Genomic DNA, 22,051 nt, shown 5'->3' with positions numbered 1-22,051 from the left:
CCGCCATGACTCCCTATCCGACCAACCGAAGTAGCTCCGCCCCGCCCCGAAGCAGACCGGCCCGCCGGACCGCCGGGATCGCTCTGCTGGCCGCCGCGACCGTCCTGGCCGGCACCGCCTCCGCGATCGCCGGACCGGCCGCCCGGTCCTCGACCACGACCGCCGTCGCCACCGGCGGGTCCGAACTCTCCGAGACCACGCGCCTGACCGATCGCCGCTCGCTGGTCGTCGGCGACCGGGCCTACGCGATGGGCGACGAGTCCGGCCTGTACCCCGCCGCCGGGTGGCACGTCCGCGGCGAGATGGGCGGCTTCTGGTCGCAGCCGATCAAGCTCCTCGACGGCATCTGGTTCGGCCTGGACGGGAACTGGCTCGGCAAGCAGATGCCGGCCGCGAAGTACACCAGCGGACACGGCTACAGCCGGATCGACTACTCCGGCGCGGTGAACGTCCGCCGTACCGACTTCGTGCCGGACGGCATCCGCGCGACGCTCGTCGGTCTCACGCTCAGCTCGAGTACGGCGAAGACGGTCAAGCTCGACGTCGACGCGCACTCCGAACTCATGCAGTCGTACCCGTGGGGCTGGACCACGCCGAGCGCCGCGGACGCGAACCTCCCGGACACCGGCGACTTCACCGGCAGCGCACTGCGCTTCCGCGAACAAGGCACCCCGACGTACCCGAACGCCGCCGCCCACGACTACGCCGCGTTCGTCGGATCGTCCCTGCGTCCGTCGGACCACCAACTCGGTCCGGATCACCGCGGACCGCAGAGCCCGGCGGTGATCTGCCCGGCCGACGGTACGACACCCGCGCGGTGCGACGACTCGCTCGTCGGCAAAGGCACGGGCGGCCGCCTCACCTACGACGTACCGCTCGCGGCCGGACAGTCGAAGACCATCTGGTTCGCGGTCGCCGGATCCGATCAGGGCAGCGGCGCCGCGGAACGCGAGTACGGCAAGGCGTTGAGCAATCCGGAAAAGTTGCTGCGGGCAAAGACCTCCGCACGGCAGCAGATCGACGCGCAGTCCGCAGTGGACCTTCCTGGTGACCGGCTGCTGCAGCAGAGCGTCGAGTGGAGCAAGCAGAACCTCGCGGACTCCGTCCAGGAGGCGCGCAACCTGCGGATCCGGGACGTGAACGAGGGCAAGGACTACCCGGCACCGGTCGGGACCGTGCCGGCCGCGCGCTGGTTCGGCGCCGGCTTCCCGGACTACCCCTGGCTGTTCGCGACCGATGGCGAATACACCGCGTTCGCGGCCGTCGCGGCCGGTCAGTTCGACACGGTGAAGGAACACCTGCGCGCACTCCGCGACGTCAGCGATCTGCTCAACCAGCGCAGCGGCAAGGTCGCGCACGAGGTGACGCCGACCGGTGACGTGTACTTCGGGTCGAACCAGAGCGCCGGCAACACCGACGAGACGGTCAAGTTCCCGAGCACGGTCGCGCTGCTGTGGCGGTGGACGGGCGACGACAAGTTCCGCGACGAGATGTACGACTTCAGCGTCCGGAACCTGCAGTACGTGTACCGCGAGCTCGACAAGGACAACGACGGCTGGCCCGAAGGCCTGGCGAACGTCGAGCGCGCCGGGATGGGTGTCGAGAAGCTCGACAGCACCGTGTACCTGGCCCGCGGCCTGCGGGACCTGGCCGACCTGGCCGCGTCCAGGCACGACACGAAGGTACAGCAGTGGGCGACCGCCCGGGCGACCGACCTCGAGTCCCGGTTCGAGGCGCAGTGGTGGGTGCCGGCCGCGAAGGGATACGCCGACTCGGTCGACGACCCGGCCGATCCGGCGAACGACAACACGCCGATCTTCCAGCGGCACTGGATCGGCGTGACGCCGATGGAAGCGGTGCTGACCCGGCCGGGACAGACCTCGCCGCTCGCATCGGACGCGCACGCGAGGGTTGCGCTCGACCAGCGCGAAACGGCTTGCTACACAGGCGAGTTCGGCCTCTACCACACCGGCACCGGTCCGACCTCTGACCCGGCCGGCAACCCCGGCCCGTCCTGCGACCCGGTCGTCTCCCAGGTGAAGAGCGAGCGCAGCATCTTCGGCCTGAACACCTCCATCATGGCCGTTGCCGAGGGCAACTTCGGGCGGCTGGGCACGAAGCAGCAGCAGGTCTACACCACGGGCAACGCGCGGATCCAGCTCGACCCGTCGGTCTGGGAGCTGCCCGGCGCGATGCCGGAGATCGCTCCGTCGCCCGACTCCGCGGCGAACATCGGCCGGCCGTTCTACGACCGCTCGATGGCGCTGCAGGCCTGGGGCGCGTACGGGATCGTCTGGCCGGTGATCCACCAGCAGCTCGGCGTCGACCCCGATTTGGGGCACGGCCGGATCGCCGTCGTACCGCAGCTGCCGGAAGGTCAGCAGAAGGTTGCCGGCAGCAATATCAAGGTCGGTCGTGGAGCCGTCGATGTGTCGGCACGCCTTACAAATAAGGCGTTGTCGACCGAGGTGACCGTGAAGGGCGTCGGCGCGGCGCTCACGGCCGGCGCCGTACTGCCGAAGGGCGCCACGGTGCGGAGCGTGGCGGTCGACGGTCACGCGGCGACGTACCAGCTCGTCACGACCAGCCGTGGAACGGAGGTCCGGGTGCCGGCGCGCGGTGCGCACACGGCGCTCACCATCACGCTGCAGTGAGTCCGACCTGAGCTGAGCCCTGGCCGGCCGGTGCGCGACCGTTCCGCGCACCGGCCGGCCTTGTGCTGCCCGGATATCGGCACCGCGGAGTCTTCGAGCGGACCAGAAAGCGGGCCCCTCCGAGTATGAGTCGGAGGGGCCCGCACAGCTGAAGGAAAGTGACGTCTCCAGCTTCCCGAAGCGGGTCCGTAGATGCCGGCAGACCCCGTCACCGGTCTACCTCGGTGGGGATCCCCACCGCGAGGGCACTCGGTTTCCGTTCGACCCGCCACCCCGATCGAAGTAGCGTGTCGATATTTCTACCGCTGCCGACGGGCCCGCACAACCCCTTCCAGGCAGCAGTTTTCCGTCGTCCACAATGATTGCGCACCCATCCACAGAATTCGTCCGAGTTATGCACACCCCCTGTGCATAACGTCCTCAACCTTTCGTTGGTTTGACTGCCATCGGTCGCAGAACGCGATAGCCGGCGTACACACCGAGTGCGCTGACGACGAGGACCGCCGGCACCGCGATCGCGAGCGGCGGACGGCGGTACCCGATGTTGTCGAGCACGTCCGCGAGCCACTGGGCGACGAGCAGGAACTCGGCCGCCGCGGCCGGCAGCAGCGCGAGCGGCAGCAGTACGATGCCGCGCCAGGCCCCGAACCGGACGAACGTGATACCGAGCAGCCAGCCGGTGACCTCGTGCGACAGGATCAGCAGGAAGAACTCGGCGAAGATCAGGCCGGCCTGCGTCGTGCTGGTGAACAGGTGCGGGTTCGTCATCGTGTCGGGCCAGCCCTGCGCCGCGTAAAGCAAGCGTTCCAGCTGATACATCAGCACCCAGAGCAGCGAGGTGCCGGCCGCGGCACCGGCGAGATAGATGCCTGAGGCAAACGAAAACATCCGGCGGGTGATGCCCTGGGAGATCAGCAGCGCGAAGTACGCCGGGGTGACGGTGATGCCGACGGCCATCGAGAAGTACTTCGGCGACTGGGTTCCGTAGTCCCACGCGCTGCTGGTGACGCCGCTGGTGACGAGCTGGACGGCGAGTCCGCCGAGGAACAACGCGACCACCATCACGGCCCAGTAGCCGAGCAGCATCGGCCGGAGACCGATGACCAGCGACCACAGCACGTTCTTCAACCGGTGTACGTCGGTGGCGCCCCGCGGCAACGCCGTGCTCCGAACCGCCGTGCTCATGCCTTTGCTCCCGTGAGGTGGACGAAGAGGTCCTGCAGACCGACCGGGCCGATCTCGAGGCCGGCCGCGGTCGCCTGCGCGAGCAACGCCGGGTCGAGGTCACCGAGGACAGTGGTCGACTTGGTCCCGCCCAGTCGCTCCTCCGCGAGCACGGTGAAGCCCGCGGTGAACTCGTCGACCGCGCCGGCCGGTCCGACGATCGAGGCCCCGCGACCGCGCAGCGCGTCCACCGGCGACTGGGCGACGAGGCGGCCTCGATCGAGGATCAGGACCTCCTCGAGCATCGTGCTCACCTCGCTGACCAGATGGGTGGACAGCACGATCGTGCGCGGCACTTCGGCGTAGTCGGCGAGCAGCACGTCGTAGAACAGGTTCCGCGACGGCACGTCCATGCCCAGGTAGCTCTCGTCGAAGATCGTCAGCGGGGCGCGGCTGGCGATGCCGACGACGACACCGAGCGCGGACTTCTTACCGCGGGACAGCTTCTGGATCTTCTTGTTCAGCGGGATCTCGAAGCGGTCCAGGAGGTCGCCGGCGAGGTCGGCGTCCCAGTACGGGCGCAGCGCGGCGGCGAGCCCGACGGCGTACTTCACCGGTACGGCGTCCGGGCGGTCGCCGGACTCGCGGATCAGGCAGACGCGACTGGTGACGACGGCGTTCTCGTACGGCTCCTGCGCCGCGCCGAGGTCGCCGCCCTCGATCAGCACCCGCCCCTCGTCGGGCCGCCGGAACCCGGCCAGGGTCGCGGCGAGCGTGCTCTTGCCGGAACCGTTGCGGCCGAGCAGCCCGTGGATCTTCCCCGGCGCCAGCCGCAGATCGAGCCGGTCCAGCGCGGGCACACCGGCGAACCGGACCGAGACGTTCTCGGTCCTGACAGTCAGGGCGGTCATCAGGCTTCTCCGTAGGTCCGGACGTGCTGGACGATGTCTTGCAGCGGGATGCCGATCGCCTTCGCCTCGCGGATCATCGGATCGACGACGTCGGCGAAGAACGAGTCGCGGCGGCCGGTGCGGAGCAGGTCGCGGGCGTTCGGCGTGACGAACATGCCGATCCCGCGCTTCTTGTAGAGGATGCCGTCGTCGACCAGCTGGGCGAATCCCTTGGCCGCGGTCGCCGGGTTGATCCGGTAGAAGGCGGCGTACTGATTGGTCGACATCACCTGTTCGTCCTCGGCCAGCGCGCCGGAGACGATGTCGTTCTTGATCTGCTCGGCGATCTGCAGGTAGATCGGACTCCGGTCGTCGAACATCACCCACCCCCTTCCTCGGTTCGTTACCTGAGTAATGAACCGTAGCGCCTGACCGGGTCACCCACCCGCGGAGTACTGCGACTGCTGGAGAGACTTCTTCAGCGCCGGTACGACGGGACCGACGCGGACCGCGAGCTGCGCGAGGCGGTCCTTGTGGCGGGTGCGCTGGTCCTTCGTCAGCACCGTGCGCAGATCCGCCGTCGACGCGAGGACGACGACGGACGCGTCCCGGAGGTCCACGCGGGACACAAGCCGGGACGGTCTCAACGTGTCGTTGGCGCTCTGCAGCAGGTGGCGGCGTACCAGCGGATGGCGCAGCGTGATGCGGTCCGCCGGGAAGATCCTGAGCACCCGGCGCGGCTCGACCTTGATCAGTCGCGCGCGGGCGAGCTCGTCCCGAACCTGCCGCACGGTCGCACCACCCCGCCGATCGATCCAGTGCCGCCAGCGCCGTGGACCGGTCGCGCTCAGTTCCTCCAGCACTTCCGCTGCCACCACGTCCGCAGGAGCCGGCGAGTTCGTCACACGGACCCGGCCACCGTCGTCGACCACGTTCCCGCTCAGCTGCAGATCGACCAGTACGGCGGCCCGCAGCACCTTGCCCAGCTTCGACCGGGCCGTCAGCCGGCCCCGCTCCGGATCGTAGGCCAGCAGGAGAACCCTGGCAGCCGCGGAGTCCGGCACCCCTACGTTGCCAAGAGCAACAACCTGAGCGCCCCGCGACCGGGCCGCCCCGGCCGGTCCGCTCCGGCCCGATCCCACCGGCCTCCGCGGCTCTCGACGAGCCGGGCCAGGCCCGGTGGTCACGCTCTTCCTACTCATCGGCTTCCTCCTTGGACGGCCGGCCCGGGCGGCGCTGTTTGGTCACGCCGCTCGGCAGTCGGCCGGCCTCGGCCAATGCCCGGCGGAGCAGATACTCGATCTGGGCGTTGGTGCTGCGCAGGTCGTCGGCCGCCCATCGGGCCAGCGCGTCGTGCACCGCGGGATCCAGCCGGAGCAGGACCTTCTTCCGTTCGACGGCCACGACGGGCTCACTGGTACAGCGAGCCGGTATTGACCACCGGCTGCGCGTCGCGATCGCCGCACAGCACCACCATCAGGTTGCTCACCATGGTCGCCTTACGCTCCTCGTCCAGGTCGACCACCTCGTGCTCCGACAGCCGGTCCAGCGCCAGCTCGACCATGCCGACGGCGCCCTCGACGATCCGCTGGCGGGCCGCGACGACCGCACCGGCCTGCTGGCGGCGCAGCATCGCCTGGGCGATCTCCGGCGCATACGCGAGGTGGGTGATGCGGGACTCGATCACCCGGACACCGGCCGCCTGGACGCGCGCGGCGATCTCCGCCGACAGCTTCTCGGTGATCTCGTCGGTGCTGTCCCGCAGCGACAGGCCGCCGTCGTCGGTGTGCACGTCGTACGGATAGCTGTTGGCGATGTGCCGGACGGCGGTCTCGGTCTGGATGGCCACGAACTCGACGAAGTCGTCCACCTCGAACGTCGCCTGCGCGGTGTCCTCGACCTGCCACACCACGACCGCGGCGATCTCGATCGGGTTGCCGTCGGCATCGTTGACCTTGGCAACAGCCGTCTCGTGGTTGCGGATCCGGGTGGAGACCTCACGCCGCGAGGACAGCGGGTGCACCCAGCGCAGGCCGTCCGTCCGGATGGTTCCGGCATACCGCCCGAGGATCTGCAGCACCCGGGCCCGTCCCGGCGAGACCGCGGTCAGCCCGCCGGCGACGATCAGCGCGGCCAGGAACACCAGGATCCCGAGCGTGATGAGCACGCCGTTCCCGTCACCGGCGCCCAGCACGAACACCAGCACGCCGACCACCGCGAGCACGAACGCGAGCCCCGCCATCGGCCACCCATTCAGCTCCCGCCCGGCCCGCTCGACGACCTTCGGGGCCGGCATCTCCACCGCGACATCCACCATCACATGCTCCTCTCGAATAGCTCCAAGGTAGCAAAGTGATATCACATTTACAACAGCCGCCCGCCACGAGGCGGGAGCGGCAGATGTCAGGGCAGGCGGGTGGCGAGGGATTCGAGGTGCGACTGCCACAGCGTGGAGTGCGAGTTCGGGAGCGGGTCGATGGCCGACGGACCCCAGGCGTGGATGGGGCGGATGCCGTGCAGCGCGTTGAGGAGCCAGGCCTCGGTGCTGTTCTGCAGGGCCCGCGGAGTGATCGAGCGTTCGATGATCTCGACGCCCTGCGCCGCGGCGATGCGGCGCAGCAACTGGGCGGTGACCGACGCGAGCAACGGGCGGTCGGACTCCGGGAAGCAGAGGGTGTCGTCCTCCCACCACGCGACGGCCGAGTACGCGGCCTCGAGGACCGTCCCGTCGGCGTCCAGCAGCAGGATCTCGTCGGCGCGGTCGGCCGCGGACTCCTTCAACTTGCCGAGCAGCTCGAGATCCGGCCCCTTCACCCGCGGCGCGGTCCGCGGATCCGGCCCTTCGTGAACGGCGACCCGCACCCGGCCGCCGATCGGCGGCGCCGGGCGAAGCTGGACGGCGAGCTCACCCGAAGCGCGCAGCTCGAAGCGCGGGAACCAGCGCCCGAACCCGGGCAGCCGCCCGATCTGCTCGTCCCAGAACCGGTCCGCGGCCACCCCCGCCGCGGCACACGACCGGACGAACCGCTCCCGATGCAGTTCCAGCCCCCGAACCTTGCCATTGGCAACCAGGAACGAGTCCGCCACCTGCAGTTCCGTCATTCTCCCCCACCTTGTCCGCCGACGGCAGCCAGTGCCTTCAGCACCATTTCCTCGTACTCCGCGACCGGGTCGGAATCGAGCACGATCGCACCACCCGCCCCGACCACGGTCTCGTCCGGCGTCAGCACCGCCGTCCGGATCACCACGCTGAGATCCGCCCGCCCGTCCACGCCGAGGTAGCCGAGCGCGCCCGAGTACACCCCGCGCGCACTCGACTCGAGCTCGTCGATGATCCGCATGGTGCGGATCTTCGGCGCGCCCGTCATCGAGCCCGGCGGGAAGCACGCCCGGACGGCGTCGACCGCGGTCACTCCGTCGCGCAGCCGCCCGCGCACCGTCGTCACCAACTGGTGCACGGTGCGGTAGCTCTCGACCTGCATCAGCTGCGGAACCGTCACGGTCCCCGGCACGCTGACCCGGCCGAGGTCGTTGCGGATCAGGTCGACGATCATCAGGTTCTCGGCGCGGGTCTTGTCGTCCTCGGCCAGCGCCTTCGCCGCGAGCTGGTCCTGCGCCGGGTCGAGGTCGCGTGGCGCGGTCCCCTTGATCGGCCGGCACTCGGCCCACCCGTCCGCGTCCACGGTCAGGAACCGCTCCGGCGACGAGCTGGCCACGGCGAGATCGCCGTACCTGAGGAAGGCGGCGTACGGCGCCGGGTTCGCGGACCGTTGCCAGCGGAAGAACTCGAACGGGTCCGGCACGGCCGGCAGGCGGATCCGGTTCGTCAGATTGACCTCGTACGTCTGGCCGGCTTCGAGCTCGGCCAGGACGCGCGCGATACCGGCCAGGTACGTCGCCCGGTCCTGCTCCAGGTGCGCCTCGAGATCCATCCGGGCGATCGCCGGGACGTCGACGCTGCCCATCCACCAGTTCGACGCGGCCTCCTCGGCCCGGTCCAGCCAGTCCTCGCCGCCGTCCACCGCGACCAGGTACGTGAGGTCGCGGTCGTGGTCGATCACCAGAAACCGGTCCGCCCAGATCCACAGCGCGTCCGGGGTCGAGGCCTCGTGCGCGGCCGCGCCCCCGGTCAGGGCCTTGAGCTCGTAGCCGAAGTATCCGACGTACCCGCCGCAGAACAGCCCGGTCAGCTCGGGCGGCGGCTCCGTGGCCCGGGCCGCGAGCAGCTCGTTCAGCTCGGCGAAGACGTCGCCGTCGGCCACGTCCCGGACCACGACGTCGGCGCCGGCCGTCGTCCCGAGGACCGAGATCCGCCGGGGCGCGCGGTCGGTCAGGCTGCCGTCGAGCCAGAACGCGACCGGTTCGCCGGCCAGCAGCTCGCGGTAGACCGTCTCACCGTCGAGCGCCCGGTCGAGCGTCCGGACGGACCAGCGCAGCGCACTCACGAGCACACGGTACCGACTGGCGGCCGTCAGGAGGTGGCGAGTGCCACCTTGGTCCGCATCGCGGTGATCCGGCGGATCGGAATCGCGACCTCGAGGCCGTCCTTGGACTCGGCGCGGTCGGCGAGCCAGGCCGCGGCGGTGTCCCGGCGGGCGTCCGGCGTCCCCGGCAGGTACAGGGCGTTGACGAGGCGTGTGGCGTCGTCGCGGCTGTGGATCATGTACACGTACCGCTCGCGCTGGCTCTCCATCACGTCGAACCCGGCGTGCTTCAGCTGATCCTTCAGCTCGGTGATCTCGCCACCGGCCGGGAACTGCGGCGTCGAGCGCAAGCGTGTTGTCAGACCGCTCAGCGTGCGGATGTCGCCCCGCCGCAGCGGCCGTACGGCGGGCACGATCGCGGCCAGGACGCCGCCGCGCCGCAGCACCCGGGCCGCCTCGGCGAGCACCTCCGGCAGCGGCTGCAGCACCATCAGGCCCATCGAACAGGTGACGACGTCGAAGACCTCGTTCGCGAACGGCAGATGCAGCGCGTCCGCCTGTACCTTCGGGCCGGGCGCGCCCTCGAGCTGGGCGGCGTTGTTGTCGACACCGACCACCCACCGCCCGTACAGCTCGCGGGCCACCGGGCCGTTGCCGCAGGCGAGGTCGAGCACCCTGCGCGCCTCGCCGGAGACGGCGCGGACGAGCCAGCGGTACGGCGTGTGGTCGCCGGCCACCGCACGCGACAGCAACGCCTCGGTGCTGCCCGGGGTGGCGGTATGGAACTCCCGCAGGTACTGCGGCCAGTCGACAGGATTCTCAGACATCGCGGCCCGACGCTACCCGCAGTACACCCGACGTGCCGCATCGGGTGCACTGCGTTAACAGAGAGTTGACCAGGTGGGACTGTCAGACGCGGCTGACGAAGATGTGCCCGGCGGTCTCGTCGCTGATCACGCCGCCGGCCTCGCGGCTGCCGACCAGAACACCCTCGGCGTCCAGCGTGGAGTCGACCTCGCGGCCCGGCAGGGCCCCGGCCTTGCGCAGCACCGCCATCGCGCCGTCGTCGGTCTGCACCGGCTCGGCGATCCGCCGCACCAGCACCCGCACGCTCTCGCCGGTCGCGGCGTCGAGGACCTGGTCGAGCGGCTCGACGCCGATCCGGAAGTCCCCGATGTCGCTGACCTGGTGGTCCTTCTGCAGCTCCTCCAGGCCGGGGATCGGGTTCCCGTACGGCGATTCGGTCGGGTTGCCGAGGAGCTGCAGCAGCCGCAGCTCGACCGCGTCGCTCATCACGTGCTCCCAGCGGCAGGCCTCGGTGTGCACGTCCTCCCACTCGAGCCCGATCACGTCGACCAGCAGCCGCTCGGCCAGGCGGTGCTTGCGCATCACCCGGACCGCCTGCTTGCGGCCGACGTCGGTGAGCTCCAGGTGGCGGTCGCCCTCCACCTTGATCAGACCGTCGCGTTCCATTCGCGCGACCGTCTGACTGACCGTCGGGCCGGACTGGTGCAACCGCTCGGCGATCCGCGCCCGCAGCGGCACGATGCCTTCTTCTTCCAGCTCGTAGACGGTCCGCAGGTACATCTCGGTGGTATCGATCAGGTCGCTCACGACAACCATTCTCACCTATTGAGGCAAGCCTTACCCAATTCCGGCTGGGTACCGGTGCAGGATGAGCTCGATGACATCGGTGATGTGGTTCCGGCGAGACCTCCGGTTGACGGACAACCCCGCGCTCCTGGACGCGGTGACCGCCGGCGACGGCCGGGTTCTTGGCGTCTTCGTCCTGGATCCGTTGCTCTGGGAGCGATCCGGCGACCCGCGGCGGGAGCATCTGGCCGCGTCGCTGCGCAGCCTGTCGAAGTCGATGGGCGGCCGGCTCGTGCTGCGGAAGGGCGATCCGGCAACCGTTGTCCCGGCCCTTGCGGAGGAGGTCGGGGCGGCCGGCGTCCACATCGCCGCCGACTACGCGCCGTACGGGCAGCAGCGCGACCGAGAAGTTGAAGCCGCATTGAACTGTCCGCTGGTGCGCACCGGCTCGCCGTACGCGATCGCGCCCGGGCGGGTGCTGAACCAGCAGGGCCGGTCGTACATGGTGTTCACGCCGTACTTCAAGGCCTGGCTCGAGCACGGGTGGCGCAAGCCCGTCGACGCGCCGCCGAAGGTGACCTGGGTGCAGGCCGACGGCGACGACCTGCCGGACGGCGACGCGGACGGCGCCGGCGAGCAGGCGGCGCTGAAGCACTGGAACAACTACCTCGAGAGCGTCGCGGAGTACGACGACCAGCGCGACCGGCCCGACCTCGACAGCACGTCGCGGATGTCGATCCCGTTGAAGTACGGCGAGATCCACCCGCGGACAATGCTCGCGGACCTGTCCCGCCGGCGCAGCGACGGCGCGAAGGCGTACGCGCGCGAGCTCGCCTGGCGCGAGTTCTGCGCGGACCTGTTGTCCCGCAACCCGCACGCCGCGTGGAAACCGCTGCGGTCCGAGTTCGACAACATGCAGTACGACGAACCGGACGAGCTGTTCGACGCGTGGCGCGAAGGCCGCACCGGCTTCCCGTTCGTCGACGCGGGCATGCGGCAGCTCGCCGGGAGCGGGTTCATGCACAACCGGGTGCGGATGGTCGTCGCGTCGTTCCTGGTGAAGGACCTGCACGTGCACTGGAAGCACGGCGCCCGGTGGTTCATGCAGTCGCTGCGGGACGGCGATCTCGCATCGAACTCGCTGAACTGGCAGTGGGTGGCCGGCTGCGGCGCGGACGCGGCGCCGTACTTCCGGATCTTCAACCCGATCACGCAGGGGCTGAAGTTCGACCCGCAGGGCGAGTACGTCCGGCGGTGGGTCCCGGAGTTGCGGGACCTCGCGGGCAAGGCCGCGCACGAGCCGTGGAAGCACGGCGGCGCCGACGGATATCCCGCTCCTGTCGTCGATCATGCCGAGGCGCGCCAGGAATCCCTTCGCCGCTACGACGCGATCCGCTGACGCGGACCGCCGGCACTCGTCAACCGCCGCTCGGCGGCTCACCTCACGCTCAGCACCCCCGCGGTCCGCGCGGTTGGTGAGTGCTGCGCGTCCGCCCCTTGACGTCCACTTGCCCTGCACATCTATAGTGCTAGTTACCTAGATGAATGGGGTTATGGATGATCGAGTTCCATCTGGACGGCCGGTCGGGGGTCTCGCCGTACCAGCAGATCGTTCAGCAGGTCCGGAACGCGCTGCGGCTCGGACTGCTGCGGGAGGGTGACCAGCTGCCGACCGTGAAGGACGTGGTGGCGGCGCTGGCGATCAACCCGAACACTGTGCTCAAGGCGTACCGCGAACTGGAGCACGAGGGCCTGGTCCAGGCCCGGCCCGGGCGCGGCACGTTCGTCACCCGCACACTCACCGACAACACGCTCGCCGCCCACGGCCCCCTCCGCCAGGACCTCCGCCGCTGGCTGGCCAAGGCCCGCAAAGCAGGCCTCGACGACGAAAGCATCGAGGCCCTGTTCCTGACCACCTTTCGGTCCGCCGCTCAGGAGGACATAGCGTGAACACGGTTGTGCGAGCCCAGGGGCTGGGGAAGAAGTACGGGCGGCGGTGGGCGCTGACCGATTGTGATCTGGAGGTGCCGGCCGGGCATGTCGTCGGGCTGGTCGGGCCGAACGGGGCCGGTAAGAGCACGTTGCTGAATCTGGCGGTGGGGATGCTGACGCCGAGCGCCGGATCAGTGGAGGTGCTGGGAGCGGCCGCGGGGACGCAGCAGGCCAAGGTCGGGTACGTCGCGCAGGACACGCCGACGTACAGCCGGCTGAGTGTCGCGGACCATCTGCGGCTCGGCGCGCGACTCAACCCCGCGTGGGACGAATCCCTTGCACAGCAACGGATCCAGCACCTCCGGTTCGATCCGAAGCAGCGGGCGGGGCGGCTGTCCGGTGGTCAGCGCGCACAGCTCGCGCTGACGCTCGGCCTGGCCAAGCGCCCCGAGTTGCTGATCCTCGACGAGCCGGTGGCCGCGCTGGATCCGCTGGCCCGGCGCGAGTTCCTCCAGGACCTGATGGAGGCGGTCGCCGAGCAGGAGCTGAGTGTGGTGCTGTCCTCGCATCTGGTCTCCGACGTGGAGCGGGCCTGCGACTACCTGGTCGTGCTGGTGGAGTCCCGCGTCCAGGTCAGCGGCGAGATCGACACGCTGCTCGCGACTCACTTCCGGCTGACCGGGCCGCGGCGCGACCAGAAGGATCTGCCGCGCGATCAGCACGTCGTGACCGCGAGCCACACCGACCGGCAGTCGACGTATCTGATCCGGACCGACAGGCCGATCCTGGATCCGGCCTGGACGGTCACCCAACTCACGCTCGAGGACCTGGTGCTGGCCTACATGGGCCGCGACGTCCAGCCCGAGCGCCCGGCGCTGGAGGTGCAGCGATGATCTGGCTGACATGGCGGCAGTTCCGCGTCCAGTTCCTGGTGGTCGCCGCGGTGATCCTCGCGGCCGGCATCACGCTCGCGATCACCGGACCGGGGCTCGCCGACGATTACCGGCGGCTCACCACCTCGTTCATCCAGAACCTCGGCTTCCAACGGCTCAACCCACTGTTGTACTGGATCGGCCAGATCCTGCTGTACGCCGCTCCGCCGGTGATCGGAGCGTTCTGGGGAGCGCCGCTGGTCGCGCGGGAACTCGAGACCGGCACGTACCGGCTGGTGTGGAGCCAGAGCATCGGCCGGAGGCGCTGGCTCGCGACCAAGCTGGGCCTGGCCGGAGGCGCCGCGATCGCGATCACCGGGCTGCTCAGCCTGGCGGTGACCTGGTGGTCCGACCCGATCGACAGCGCGATCAACGCCGGGCAGGACTCGAACACCTACCTCCCCCGGATGTTCCCGTCGGTCTTCTCCGGCCGCGGGCCGGTCCCGGTGGGGTACGCCGCGTTCGCGTTCGCTTTCGGTGTCGCGGCGGGGCTCGTGATCCGGCGTACCGTGGTCGCCCTCGCGGTCACTCTGACCGTGGTGATCCTGGTGCAGATCCTCACACCGACACTGATCCGGCCGCATCTGCTCGAGCCGACGGACAAGTACATCGTCGCGACCGCGGAGAACGTCCGGGGTTTCGGGCTCACCGGGGACGGGCCGAGTCCGCAGGTGAAGGAGCTCGAGGTCGCGACCGGGGCGGTCGGCGCCTGGAAGCTGTCGGACGAGACCGTGGACAAGTCCGGCAAGGCGGTCAGCACGCTGCCGTCCTGGGTGATCGACTGCGCGCCCGTGCCGCCCGGGATGACCCAGCAGGGGACGAGCCCGGCGGATCGGAGCGCGTGTTACCACCGGCTCGCCGACGAGGGGTACCGGCAGCACGTGCGGTACTACACGGCGAACACGTTCTGGAATCTGCAGTGGCGTGAGTTCGGGTTGTTCCTGGGGCTGGCGTTGCTGCTGTGCGGGTTCAGCTTCTGGCGGATCCGGCGCGACCTGTCGTGAACCGCCGTACCACCAGGGCCGCGGCGAGGAAGGCCGCGGCGACGAGCGCCGACGTCCAGGGCAGGGTGACCGCGAGCACGACGCAGCCGGTCAGGCCGAGCACGTTGACGGCCCGCGGCCAGCGGCGCTGCTCGGCCGGCTGGGTGAAGGCGGAGGCGTTCGCGATCGCGTAGTACAGCAGGACACCGAAGGACGAGAAGCCGATCACGCCCCGCAGATCGGTGCTGAGCACCAGGATCCCGACCACCACGGCGAGCGCGAGCTCGGCGTGGTGCGGGACCTGGTAGCGGGGATGGACGGCGGCCAGCCAGGACGGCAGGTCGCGATTGCGGGCCATGGCGAGCGCGGTGCGGCCGACGCCGGCGATCAGGGCGAGCAGGGCGCCGAGACTGGCGAGCGCGGCACCGATCCGGACGACCGGTACCGCCCAGACCGCACCGGCCCCGTCGACCGCGGCTGCGAGGGGCGCCGCGGTCGACGCGGGGTCGCCGGAGCGGAGCAGCGCCAGGGCGACCGCGAGATAGATGCCGATGGCAATGACCAGCGCGATCGTGATCGCTCGCGGGATGGTGCGCGCCGGTTCGCGGACCTCCTCCCCCATGGTCGCGATCCGCGCGTAGCCGGCGAACGCGAAGAACAGCAGGCCCGCCGACTGCAGGACGCCGTACGGCGTGGCGCCGGCCGTCGCGTGCTGCTGCGGCGCACCGGTGAACAGGACGACCAGCACGAGGGCGAGGATCGCGAGGGTGCAGGTGACGAGGATCCTGGTGAGGCGCGCCGTCCTGGTCACGCCCCGGTAGTTGACGGCCGCGAGCGCGAGGACCGCCGCCAGCGCGATCAGCCGGCGCAACCAGTTGATGTCCGTAACGTAGGTGGCGAAGGTCAGTGCCATCGCGGCGCACGAGGCGGTCTTCCCGATCACGAAGCACCAGCCGGCCGCGAACCCCCACCACTCGCCGAGGCGTTCGCGGCCGTACACGTACGTCCCGCCTGACACCGGGTAGACCGCCGCCAGTTGCGCCGACGACACCGCGTTGCAGTAGGCAACAACCGCGGCGATCACGAGACCGATCAGCAGGCCGGAGCCGGCCGCGCGAGCAGCGGGTGACCAGACGGCGAACACCCCGGCCCCCACCATCGACCCCAGCCCGATCAGCACCGCGTCCCCGAGCCCCAACCGCCGCGCCAAGCCGGCGCCGGCCGGGGACGCCTGCCGGTCCGTGCCGGACTTGGCCTGCCCCGGGTCGGGCCGGCGCTGCTCGTGCTGGGCGTTGTTCACGTCAGATGCCCGCCGCCATTGCCGCCGCGATCTTGGCTTCGGCATCGGCGACGGCCTCCTTCGGAGCTTCGGGCATCAGTTCCGCCCACAGCGGGAGCATCTCACGGCGCGCTTCCAGCATGCCGAGCGGACGCGGGTAGAACCAGACGTGGAAGTGCGCGGAGCCGTCGCCCCAGCGGTAGACGTGGACGCGGGCGATGTCGCCGACGGACAGGATCGCCCGCTCGATCCGGGCGACGACCGGGCCGTAGCTCTGCGCGACGTCGTCGGGCAGGTCGGCGAACGAGTCGTGGTGGCCGCGGCTGGCCAGCCACACCAGCCCGGGGATGGTGACTCCGGTCGCGCGGCACAGCGCCCAGTTGTCGTCGTACCAGATCGGCGGCTCGTGCTCGGAGTGCTCGAAGTCGGCGAGCCAGTCGCACAGACCGCAGTGCGGTCCGCCGGGTTCACCGACGCGGGGCGGTTCCGGGATCACCCGCGGCTGCGGCTCGAGGCGAACCAGCGGTTCGGCGTACGGAAGTGTCATGGCGGCCTCCAGCGAGAAACGGTTGTCGATGCCGCCAGTGAAACATGCTCGTTGCAGAAAATGCAACAGGCATGTTTCACGCTTCGACGACGCCGCGGAGCACCAGGTCGAGCGTCAGGCGCCGGGCCCGGGACCGCGACCAGTGGTGCCGGCCGCGCATGTGCACGTAGGTGAAGGCCGCCGACACCATCAGCACCTCGGCGACGTCGCTGACCCGCCCGTGCGGGTGCAGCGTGCCGTCGATCTCGCCCTCGCGGAGGAACCGCTCGAACGGATCCAGGAACGAGACCGGCCCGTTGCGTGCCTGCTCCTGGTGGAAGACCAGATCCGACGACAGCATCAGCGGCAGATGCCGGTCGATCACGTCGAACAACGCCTCCAGCGTCCGGACCAGGCCCTCGCGCCCGGTCCCGGAGCCGGCCAGCACCGGCCACATCGTGTCCCGGTAGTCGTCGGCCAGCGCGTCGAGCAGCGAGTCCAGCAGGGTCTCGACGGTCAGTCCCTGGCGCCAAAGGGTGACCCGGGACCGCCTGACCTTCTCCGCGACCCGCTCCAGGGTCACACCGGACCAGCCGTGCTCGGCCAGGACGGCGATGGTCGCCGTCCTGAGCGTCTCGTCCACCGCCACCGTCATCCGCGGCCCCTCACTCTTGTGCAACACGGTCGTTGCACTGCACCATGACTGTACCAACCGTCGAGGAGGACAGCGTGGACACCAGGACCGAGATCCAGGTGCGGTTCACCGACCAGGAGCGGGCCGGGCTCACCGCGCTCGCGGCCGGCCTGCGCGGCGTGGCCGAGGCCGACCTCACCGAGGAGGACGCGCTGGTCGCGGCCCTGGAGCTCGCGCTCACCCGCTTGATCGAGGACTTCGAGGTCCCCGACCCGGCCGCCCGCGCCGAGGTGCAGCGCGCCCGCGACGACCTCCGCGCCCACTGGACCCGCGGCAGCGCGACCCTCTAGACCGGCTTCAGACCGCCTTCAGTACGCCGAGGAGGCGGGCGACTTCGGCTGCTACCGCGTCGCGGGCGGGGCCCAGGTACTTGCGGGTGTCGACGAGCTTCGGGTTGTCGGCGAGAACCTGGCGGACCTGGTCGGTGAAGACGTTGTTGAGGTGGGTGGCGATGTTGACCTTGGTCATGCCGGCCTCGACCGCGCGGGTGAGGTCGGGGTCCGCGACACCGGAGGACCCGTGCAGGACGAGCGGTACGGCGACCGCTTCGTGCAGGCGGCCGATCAGCTCGAAGTCGAGCGTCGCGGTCCGCTCGGTCATCGCGTGGGAGGAGCCGACGGCCACCGCGAGCGCGTCCACACCGGTGGCTTCGGCGAACGCGACGGCCTCGTCGGGGCGGGTGCGGGCACCGGGCGCGTGCACGCCGTCCTTGCCGCCGACCTCACCGATCTCGGCCTCGACGAACACCCCGTGGTCGTGACAGAAGGCGGTGACCTCGCTGGTCGCGGCGACGTTGTCGGCGTACTCGAGCTTCGACGCGTCGTACATCACCGACGTGAACCCGAGCTGCACGGCTTCCGTGACCAGGTCCCGGTCCATCGCGTGGTCCAGGTGCACGACGACCGGCACCGAGGACGCGGCGGCCGCAGCGAGCGTCGCGACGCCGATCGGCTTCAGCGCGCCGTGGTACCTCACCGCGTTCTCGCTGATCTGCAGGATCACCGGCGCACCGACCTGCTCGGCGCCCGCGATCAGCGCGGTCGCGTGCTCCAGCTGGATCACATTGAACGCGCCGACCCCACGGCCAGCCTTGGCGGCGGCCAGCACGACCTCGGCACCGGATACCAACGGCATGAGTTCTCCTAATTCACAGTCACTTGAGGCTGCCAACGCCGGTAGGCGGCGAGATCGATGTCGCCGGCAACGGGCGTCAGAACCGCGGCGGCGGACGCCGCCACCGCGGACTTGAGGACGACGGACCAGTCGGGCTCGGGCGACTCCGCGATCGCCGCGGCGACGACCGCCGTACACGCGTCGCCGGCGCCGGTCGGATTGCCGCGGACGGTCTTCACCGGCAGCGCCCGCCAAACACCCTTGTTGCTCGCAGCAACCATGCCGCGAGGCCCGTCCGTGATCACGGCCGCGGTCGCGCCGAGCGCGACCAGCTCGGACGCGCCCTCCTCGACCTCGACGTCACCGATGGCGGCACGCAGCTCGGCCGCGTTCGCGCGCACCACCGCACCGGCGCGGGCCGCGGCGCTCAGCGCGTCACCGCCCGCGTCGATCACGGTCAGGACGTCGTGATGCCGGGCGCGCACCGCGATCTCGGCGTACGCGTCGGCCGGCAGTCCCGGTGGCAGGCTGCCCGAGCAGGCGAGCACGCCGAGCCGGCCCCACGGCATCCGGTCGCCGAACGCGCGCCACTCGTCCGCGGTCACCGACGGCCCGGACTCGTTGAAGATCGTCGCGTCCCCGTCCACATCGTTGACGATGGCGACGGTACGGCGGGTCTCGCCGGCGATCGGGGTGAGCAGCGCGGTCAGCCCGGCGTCGAACAGCTCCTCGGCGACCAGCTCACCGGTGACGCCGCCGACGAATCCGAGCACCAGCACCTGGTGCCCGAGGGTCGCCGCGACGCGCGCGACGTTCACGCCCTTCCCGCCCGCGCGCCTGCGGATCCGGTCCACCCGGTGGCTGCCGCCGACCCGCAACTCGTCGACCTCGTAGGTGACGTCCAGCGCGAGGTTGAGGGTGACGGTGCCGATCAGTCCAGCCACGACCCGGCCCGCATCACCTTCTGGACGGCGTACTCGTCGTCGAGCAGCACCAGGTCGGCCCGCTTCCCGGTCTCGATCGAGCCCACGTCGTACCAGCCGAACGTCTGGGCCGGCGTCGTCGAGGCCATCCGCGACGCGTCCACCAGCGACACCCCGGCCTTGACCGCGTTCCGGAACGCGACGTCCATGGTCAGCGTGCTGCCGGCGATCGAGTGCGAGCCGTGGGCCAGCGTCGCCAGGCCGTCCTTGACGTCGACCGCGAGGCTGCCGATGTGGTACCGGCCGTTCGGCATGCCGGTCGCCATCATCGCGTCGGTGATCAGCGCGATCCGGTTCACACCGGCCGCGGCGAGCGCGACCCGGACGACCTGCGGGTCGAGGTGCATGCCGTCGTTGATCACCTCGAGCAGCAGCCGCTCGTCGTTCAGCGCGGCGCCGACCGGGCCGGGGTCGCGGTGATGGAACGGCCGCATCCCGTTGAACAGGTGGGTCGCCACGGTCGCGCCCGCGTCGGCGCCCGCGACCATCTGCTCGTACGTCGCGTCGGTGTGCCCGAGGGCGGCGACCGCGCCGGCGTCGACGACCTGACGGATCGCGTCCAGCCCGTTCTCGAGCTCCGGCGCGATCGTCACCATCTTCACCGCGTCGCTCAGCACCTTCGCGACGTCGTCCTCGAGCGGCGGCCGCAGCAGCGACGGCTCGTGCGCACCGCAGCGCGCCTCGGACAGGAACGGCCCCTCGAGGTGGACGCCCGCGATCACGCCGTCGGCGATCAGCTCCGCCAGGCAGGCTGTCTGCGCGACCAGCTCGTCGAGCGGCGCCGTGACCAGGCTGGCGAGCGTGGTCGTCGTCCCGTGCTTGGCGTGGAAGGCCGCGACCTTGCGCGCCTCCTCGGGATCGACGGTCGAGTACGTCGACCCGCCGCCGCCGTGCGTGTGGATGTCCACGAACCCCGGGACGACGGTCACGTCGCCGAGGTCCTCGGGCCGTTTGCCGTCGGCCGGCATCCCTTCGGACCGGCGGCCGAACGCGCGGATGTCCTCGCCGTCCACCTGGATCCAGGCGTTCTCCAGAACGTCGTCCGGCGTCACCACACGGCCCACGCGGTACGTGGTCACGAAGCCTCCTCAGCGCGGTCCCAAGCCATCAGCGCGGCGCCGAGCATGCCGGCTTCCTCGCCCAGCACCGCCGCCACGATCTCGGGCTCGCGCTGGAACGTCAGGCGCGCATGCACACCTTCGCGCAGCGGCTGCAGCAGCGTCTCGCCGGCGCCCACCAGACCGCCGCCGATCGCGATCCGGGTCGGCGCGACCAGAGTCGTGTAGAGAACCAGCGCGTCGACGAGCGCGGCCAGAGCGTCCTGCCAGACCTGCGCGGCGTCCGGGTCCCCGGCCGCGAGCAGTTCCATCACCTCGCGGGCGCCGTCGACGGTCCTCCCGGTGCGGGCGGCGTACCGCCGGGCCAGGGCCGCCGCGGACGCGACTGTCTCGAGGCAGCCCCACTGACCGCAGGCGCAGAGCTCGGCGGCGTCGCCGTGGATGAACTTCGAGTGGCCGAGTTCACCGGCGTACCCGTCGCCGCTGACCAGCGAGCCGTCGACGATCATCGCGGCCGCGATCCCGGTGCCGAGCGGCAGGAACATCGAGTTCGTGGTACCGGCCAGGGCGCCCTGGCGCAGCTCGGCGTACCCGCCGGCGCGGACGTCGTGGGCCAGCACGATCGGCACGTCGTCGCCGCCCGTCGACCGGACCGCCGCCTTCAGTTCGGCGAGCACCGGCGTCCCGACCCACTCCAGGTTCTCGGCGCCGACGGTGCCGTGCTCGGCGTCGATCACACCGGGCACGACGACACCGATGGCGCGCACGCGATGCCCCTCCGCGGTCGCCTTCTGGCTGAGCTCGACGACGGTCTCCAGCAGGGCGTCGAGCACGGCGCGGCCGCCGTCACGTACGTCGGCCCGGGGCGTCGGCCTGGTCTCGCGGTGCAGCACGGCACCGTCCGCGGCGACCAGGCCGCACTTCATCCGGGTTCCACCGAGGTCGACGGCAACCACGACTTCACAGGGGTCCACGGAGCGCCATTATGCAGCGTTACCCGGCAGTCCGAACATCCATGAGCAAAACCCGGACAAAACTCACCCGGACCAATGCGCACGTGGTCCCGTCGATTCCGGCGTCAGGAACCCAGTCCGTGGTCGAACGCGGCCACCAGGAAGGTGACCAGGTTCTCCGCGAGCTTGCCCGGATCCTCGGGGCCGGCGGCACCCGGCGTCGGGGACAGGGCCTGCGACTGGTGCAGCGCGAGCAGGCCGAGCATGTTCGCGTACCCGAAGGCGACGGCGTCGGGTGACGCCTGCGGCAGTGCCTGCTGCAGGGCCGCCAGGTACCTGCTCTCGATCGGCTCCGACTCGGCCGCGTACAGCTCCCGGATCCGCCGGCTCGGATCGAAGGCGATCCGGCCGATGAACCGCGCGACCACGGCGCCACGCTCACCGCGGCGCAGCACCAGTTCCAGGCCGGGTTCGACGAAGGCCCGGATCAGGGCCTCCGGCGCCGGCGACCCGCCGGCCTCCAACTGGTCCAGCCGGCGCCGGCGTTCGGCGTTGACCGGGGCCATCGCTCGAGACACGGCGGCGCGCAGCAGAGCTTCCTTCGAACCGAAGTGATAGTTGACCGCCGCGATGTTCGCGGCTGCCGCGACCGTGATGGCCCGCAGCGACGTTCCCTCGTAGCCCCCCTCACCGAACCGTTGCTCGGCGACGTTGAGCAACCTCTCCCTGGTCGTCTCGACCGGTGTCTCCACAGAGTTCTCCTTCCCCCCGGCTACTGCTCGCGCAGGCACCCCACCTGCTCACGCGCAGTAGCCTGCAGTCAGCATAGTTCAAACGGTCGTTTGAACTGGAGGGCTCAGCTCACTTGTCCCG

24 protein-coding genes are annotated in these 22,051 nt (G+C 70.5%); 6 read left to right on the top strand and 18 right to left on the bottom strand.

Features of this window, described 5'->3' with window-relative positions; all coding sequences use genetic code 11:
• Positions 1-5 precede the first annotated feature (5 nt).
• Positions 6-2,654 carry a glycogen debranching protein gene (locus AB0L64_RS38435; RefSeq protein WP_363717897.1) on the top strand — a complete coding sequence of 883 codons (2,649 nt, stop codon included), beginning with the start codon at positions 6-8 and terminating at the stop codon, positions 2,652-2,654.
• Positions 2,655-3,074: 420 nt separating this feature from the next.
• On the opposite strand, the gene AB0L64_RS38430 is transcribed toward AB0L64_RS38435, so the two are convergent.
• The 10 genes from AB0L64_RS38430 to AB0L64_RS38385 all read right to left on the bottom strand — a co-directional run bounded on the left by AB0L64_RS38430 (position 3,075) and on the right by AB0L64_RS38385 (position 10,746).
• Positions 3,075-3,839 carry a hypothetical protein gene (locus AB0L64_RS38430; RefSeq protein ID WP_363717896.1) on the bottom strand — a complete coding sequence of 255 codons (765 nt, stop codon included), beginning with the start codon at positions 3,837-3,839 and terminating at the stop codon, positions 3,075-3,077.
• A complete protein-coding gene (locus tag AB0L64_RS38425) occupies positions 3,836-4,729 on the bottom strand; it encodes an ABC transporter ATP-binding protein (protein WP_363717895.1) in 894 nt (297 codons plus the stop codon). Before AB0L64_RS38425 ends, AB0L64_RS38430 begins: the two co-directional genes overlap by 4 nt.
• Positions 4,729-5,088 carry a GntR family transcriptional regulator gene (locus AB0L64_RS38420; RefSeq protein ID WP_363717894.1) on the bottom strand — a complete coding sequence of 120 codons (360 nt, stop codon included), beginning with the start codon at positions 5,086-5,088 and terminating at the stop codon, positions 4,729-4,731. Before AB0L64_RS38420 ends, AB0L64_RS38425 begins: the two co-directional genes overlap by 1 nt.
• 57 nt (positions 5,089-5,145) lie before the next feature.
• On the bottom strand, positions 5,146-5,910 hold the full coding sequence (locus AB0L64_RS38415) for a GPP34 family phosphoprotein (RefSeq protein WP_363717893.1): 765 nt from the start codon (positions 5,908-5,910) through the stop codon (positions 5,146-5,148).
• Positions 5,903-6,112 (bottom strand): hypothetical protein, encoded by a 210-nt coding sequence (locus AB0L64_RS38410; RefSeq protein ID WP_363717892.1) that lies wholly within the window; start codon positions 6,110-6,112, stop codon positions 5,903-5,905. Before AB0L64_RS38410 ends, AB0L64_RS38415 begins: the two co-directional genes overlap by 8 nt.
• A gap of 7 nt (positions 6,113-6,119) precedes the next feature.
• The gene (locus AB0L64_RS38405) at positions 6,120-7,025 is read right to left on the bottom strand and encodes an SPFH domain-containing protein (protein ID WP_363717891.1); all 906 of its coding nucleotides are present in this window, start codon (positions 7,023-7,025) and stop codon (positions 6,120-6,122) included.
• Between the two features lie 86 nt (positions 7,026-7,111).
• Entirely contained in the window at positions 7,112-7,810 is a 699-nt protein-coding gene (locus AB0L64_RS38400; RefSeq protein ID WP_363717890.1) for an aminotransferase class IV, read from the bottom strand.
• A complete protein-coding gene (gene pabB / locus AB0L64_RS38395) occupies positions 7,807-9,153 on the bottom strand; it encodes an aminodeoxychorismate synthase component I (RefSeq protein WP_363717889.1) in 1,347 nt (448 codons plus the stop codon). The genes AB0L64_RS38400 and pabB overlap by 4 nt, the downstream gene beginning before the upstream one ends.
• A gap of 26 nt (positions 9,154-9,179) precedes the next feature.
• Positions 9,180-9,959, bottom strand: coding sequence for a methyltransferase domain-containing protein (locus AB0L64_RS38390; protein ID WP_355701140.1), 780 nt, complete (start codon positions 9,957-9,959; stop codon positions 9,180-9,182).
• An 82-nt stretch (positions 9,960-10,041) separates the two neighbouring features.
• Positions 10,042-10,746 carry a metal-dependent transcriptional regulator gene (locus AB0L64_RS38385; protein WP_359927203.1) on the bottom strand — a complete coding sequence of 235 codons (705 nt, stop codon included), beginning with the start codon at positions 10,744-10,746 and terminating at the stop codon, positions 10,042-10,044.
• Positions 10,747-10,816: 70 nt separating this feature from the next.
• Here AB0L64_RS38385 and AB0L64_RS38380 point away from each other — a divergent pair, with 70 nt between their 5' ends.
• The 4 genes from AB0L64_RS38380 (at position 10,817) to AB0L64_RS38365 (ending at position 14,593) form a co-directional block, all read left to right on the top strand.
• Positions 10,817-12,124 (top strand): deoxyribodipyrimidine photo-lyase, encoded by a 1,308-nt coding sequence (locus AB0L64_RS38380; protein WP_363717888.1) that lies wholly within the window; start codon positions 10,817-10,819, stop codon positions 12,122-12,124.
• Positions 12,125-12,282: 158 nt separating this feature from the next.
• Entirely contained in the window at positions 12,283-12,675 is a 393-nt protein-coding gene (locus AB0L64_RS38375) for a GntR family transcriptional regulator (RefSeq protein ID WP_165549724.1), read from the top strand.
• Positions 12,672-13,550, top strand: a complete 879-nt coding sequence (locus tag AB0L64_RS38370) for an ABC transporter ATP-binding protein (RefSeq protein ID WP_363717887.1) — start codon at positions 12,672-12,674, stop codon at positions 13,548-13,550. Before AB0L64_RS38375 ends, AB0L64_RS38370 begins: the two co-directional genes overlap by 4 nt.
• The gene (locus tag AB0L64_RS38365; RefSeq protein ID WP_363717886.1) at positions 13,547-14,593 is read left to right on the top strand and encodes an ABC transporter permease; all 1,047 of its coding nucleotides are present in this window, start codon (positions 13,547-13,549) and stop codon (positions 14,591-14,593) included. Before AB0L64_RS38370 ends, AB0L64_RS38365 begins: the two co-directional genes overlap by 4 nt.
• Here AB0L64_RS38365 and AB0L64_RS38360 read toward each other — a convergent pair.
• The 3 genes from AB0L64_RS38360 to AB0L64_RS38350 all read right to left on the bottom strand — a co-directional run bounded on the left by AB0L64_RS38360 (position 14,559) and on the right by AB0L64_RS38350 (position 17,032).
• A complete protein-coding gene (locus AB0L64_RS38360) occupies positions 14,559-15,917 on the bottom strand; it encodes an APC family permease (RefSeq protein ID WP_363717885.1) in 1,359 nt (452 codons plus the stop codon). The two genes, AB0L64_RS38365 and AB0L64_RS38360, sit on opposite strands and share 35 nt — an antisense overlap.
• Entirely contained in the window at positions 15,874-16,398 is a 525-nt protein-coding gene (locus AB0L64_RS38355; RefSeq protein WP_363717884.1) for a hypothetical protein, read from the bottom strand. The genes AB0L64_RS38360 and AB0L64_RS38355 overlap by 44 nt, the downstream gene beginning before the upstream one ends.
• A gap of 76 nt (positions 16,399-16,474) precedes the next feature.
• A complete protein-coding gene (locus AB0L64_RS38350) occupies positions 16,475-17,032 on the bottom strand; it encodes a hypothetical protein (protein ID WP_363717883.1) in 558 nt (185 codons plus the stop codon).
• Between the two features lie 74 nt (positions 17,033-17,106).
• On the opposite strand from AB0L64_RS38350, the gene AB0L64_RS38345 reads away from it, so the two are divergent.
• Positions 17,107-17,361: a hypothetical protein gene (locus AB0L64_RS38345; protein WP_363717882.1), complete on the top strand. Its 255-nt coding sequence runs from the start codon at positions 17,107-17,109 to the stop codon at positions 17,359-17,361.
• A gap of 7 nt (positions 17,362-17,368) precedes the next feature.
• Here AB0L64_RS38345 and AB0L64_RS38340 read toward each other — a convergent pair whose 3' ends face one another.
• The 5 genes from AB0L64_RS38340 to AB0L64_RS38320 all read right to left on the bottom strand — a co-directional run bounded on the left by AB0L64_RS38340 (position 17,369) and on the right by AB0L64_RS38320 (position 21,930).
• The gene (locus AB0L64_RS38340) at positions 17,369-18,205 is read right to left on the bottom strand and encodes a class II fructose-bisphosphate aldolase (protein WP_363717881.1); all 837 of its coding nucleotides are present in this window, start codon (positions 18,203-18,205) and stop codon (positions 17,369-17,371) included.
• Positions 18,206-18,213: 8 nt separating this feature from the next.
• Positions 18,214-19,128 (bottom strand): hexose kinase, encoded by a 915-nt coding sequence (locus AB0L64_RS38335; protein WP_363717880.1) that lies wholly within the window; start codon positions 19,126-19,128, stop codon positions 18,214-18,216.
• Positions 19,116-20,246, bottom strand: a complete 1,131-nt coding sequence (nagA, locus tag AB0L64_RS38330; RefSeq protein ID WP_363717879.1) for an N-acetylglucosamine-6-phosphate deacetylase — start codon at positions 20,244-20,246, stop codon at positions 19,116-19,118. The genes AB0L64_RS38335 and nagA overlap by 13 nt, the downstream gene beginning before the upstream one ends.
• On the bottom strand, positions 20,243-21,199 hold the full coding sequence (locus AB0L64_RS38325) for an ROK family protein (protein WP_363717878.1): 957 nt from the start codon (positions 21,197-21,199) through the stop codon (positions 20,243-20,245). Before AB0L64_RS38325 ends, nagA begins: the two co-directional genes overlap by 4 nt.
• Before the next feature lie 104 nt (positions 21,200-21,303).
• Positions 21,304-21,930 (bottom strand): TetR family transcriptional regulator, encoded by a 627-nt coding sequence (locus AB0L64_RS38320; protein WP_363717877.1) that lies wholly within the window; start codon positions 21,928-21,930, stop codon positions 21,304-21,306.
• Positions 21,931-22,051 lie beyond the last annotated feature (121 nt).

The sequence above is a fragment of the Kribbella sp. NPDC051936 genome (genome assembly GCF_040680955.1).
Taxonomy (GTDB): Bacteria; Actinomycetota; Actinomycetes; order Propionibacteriales; family Kribbellaceae; genus Kribbella.
Note: the sequence above shows the minus strand (reverse complement) of the source record. Positions and strands in the feature narration are given on the sequence as shown.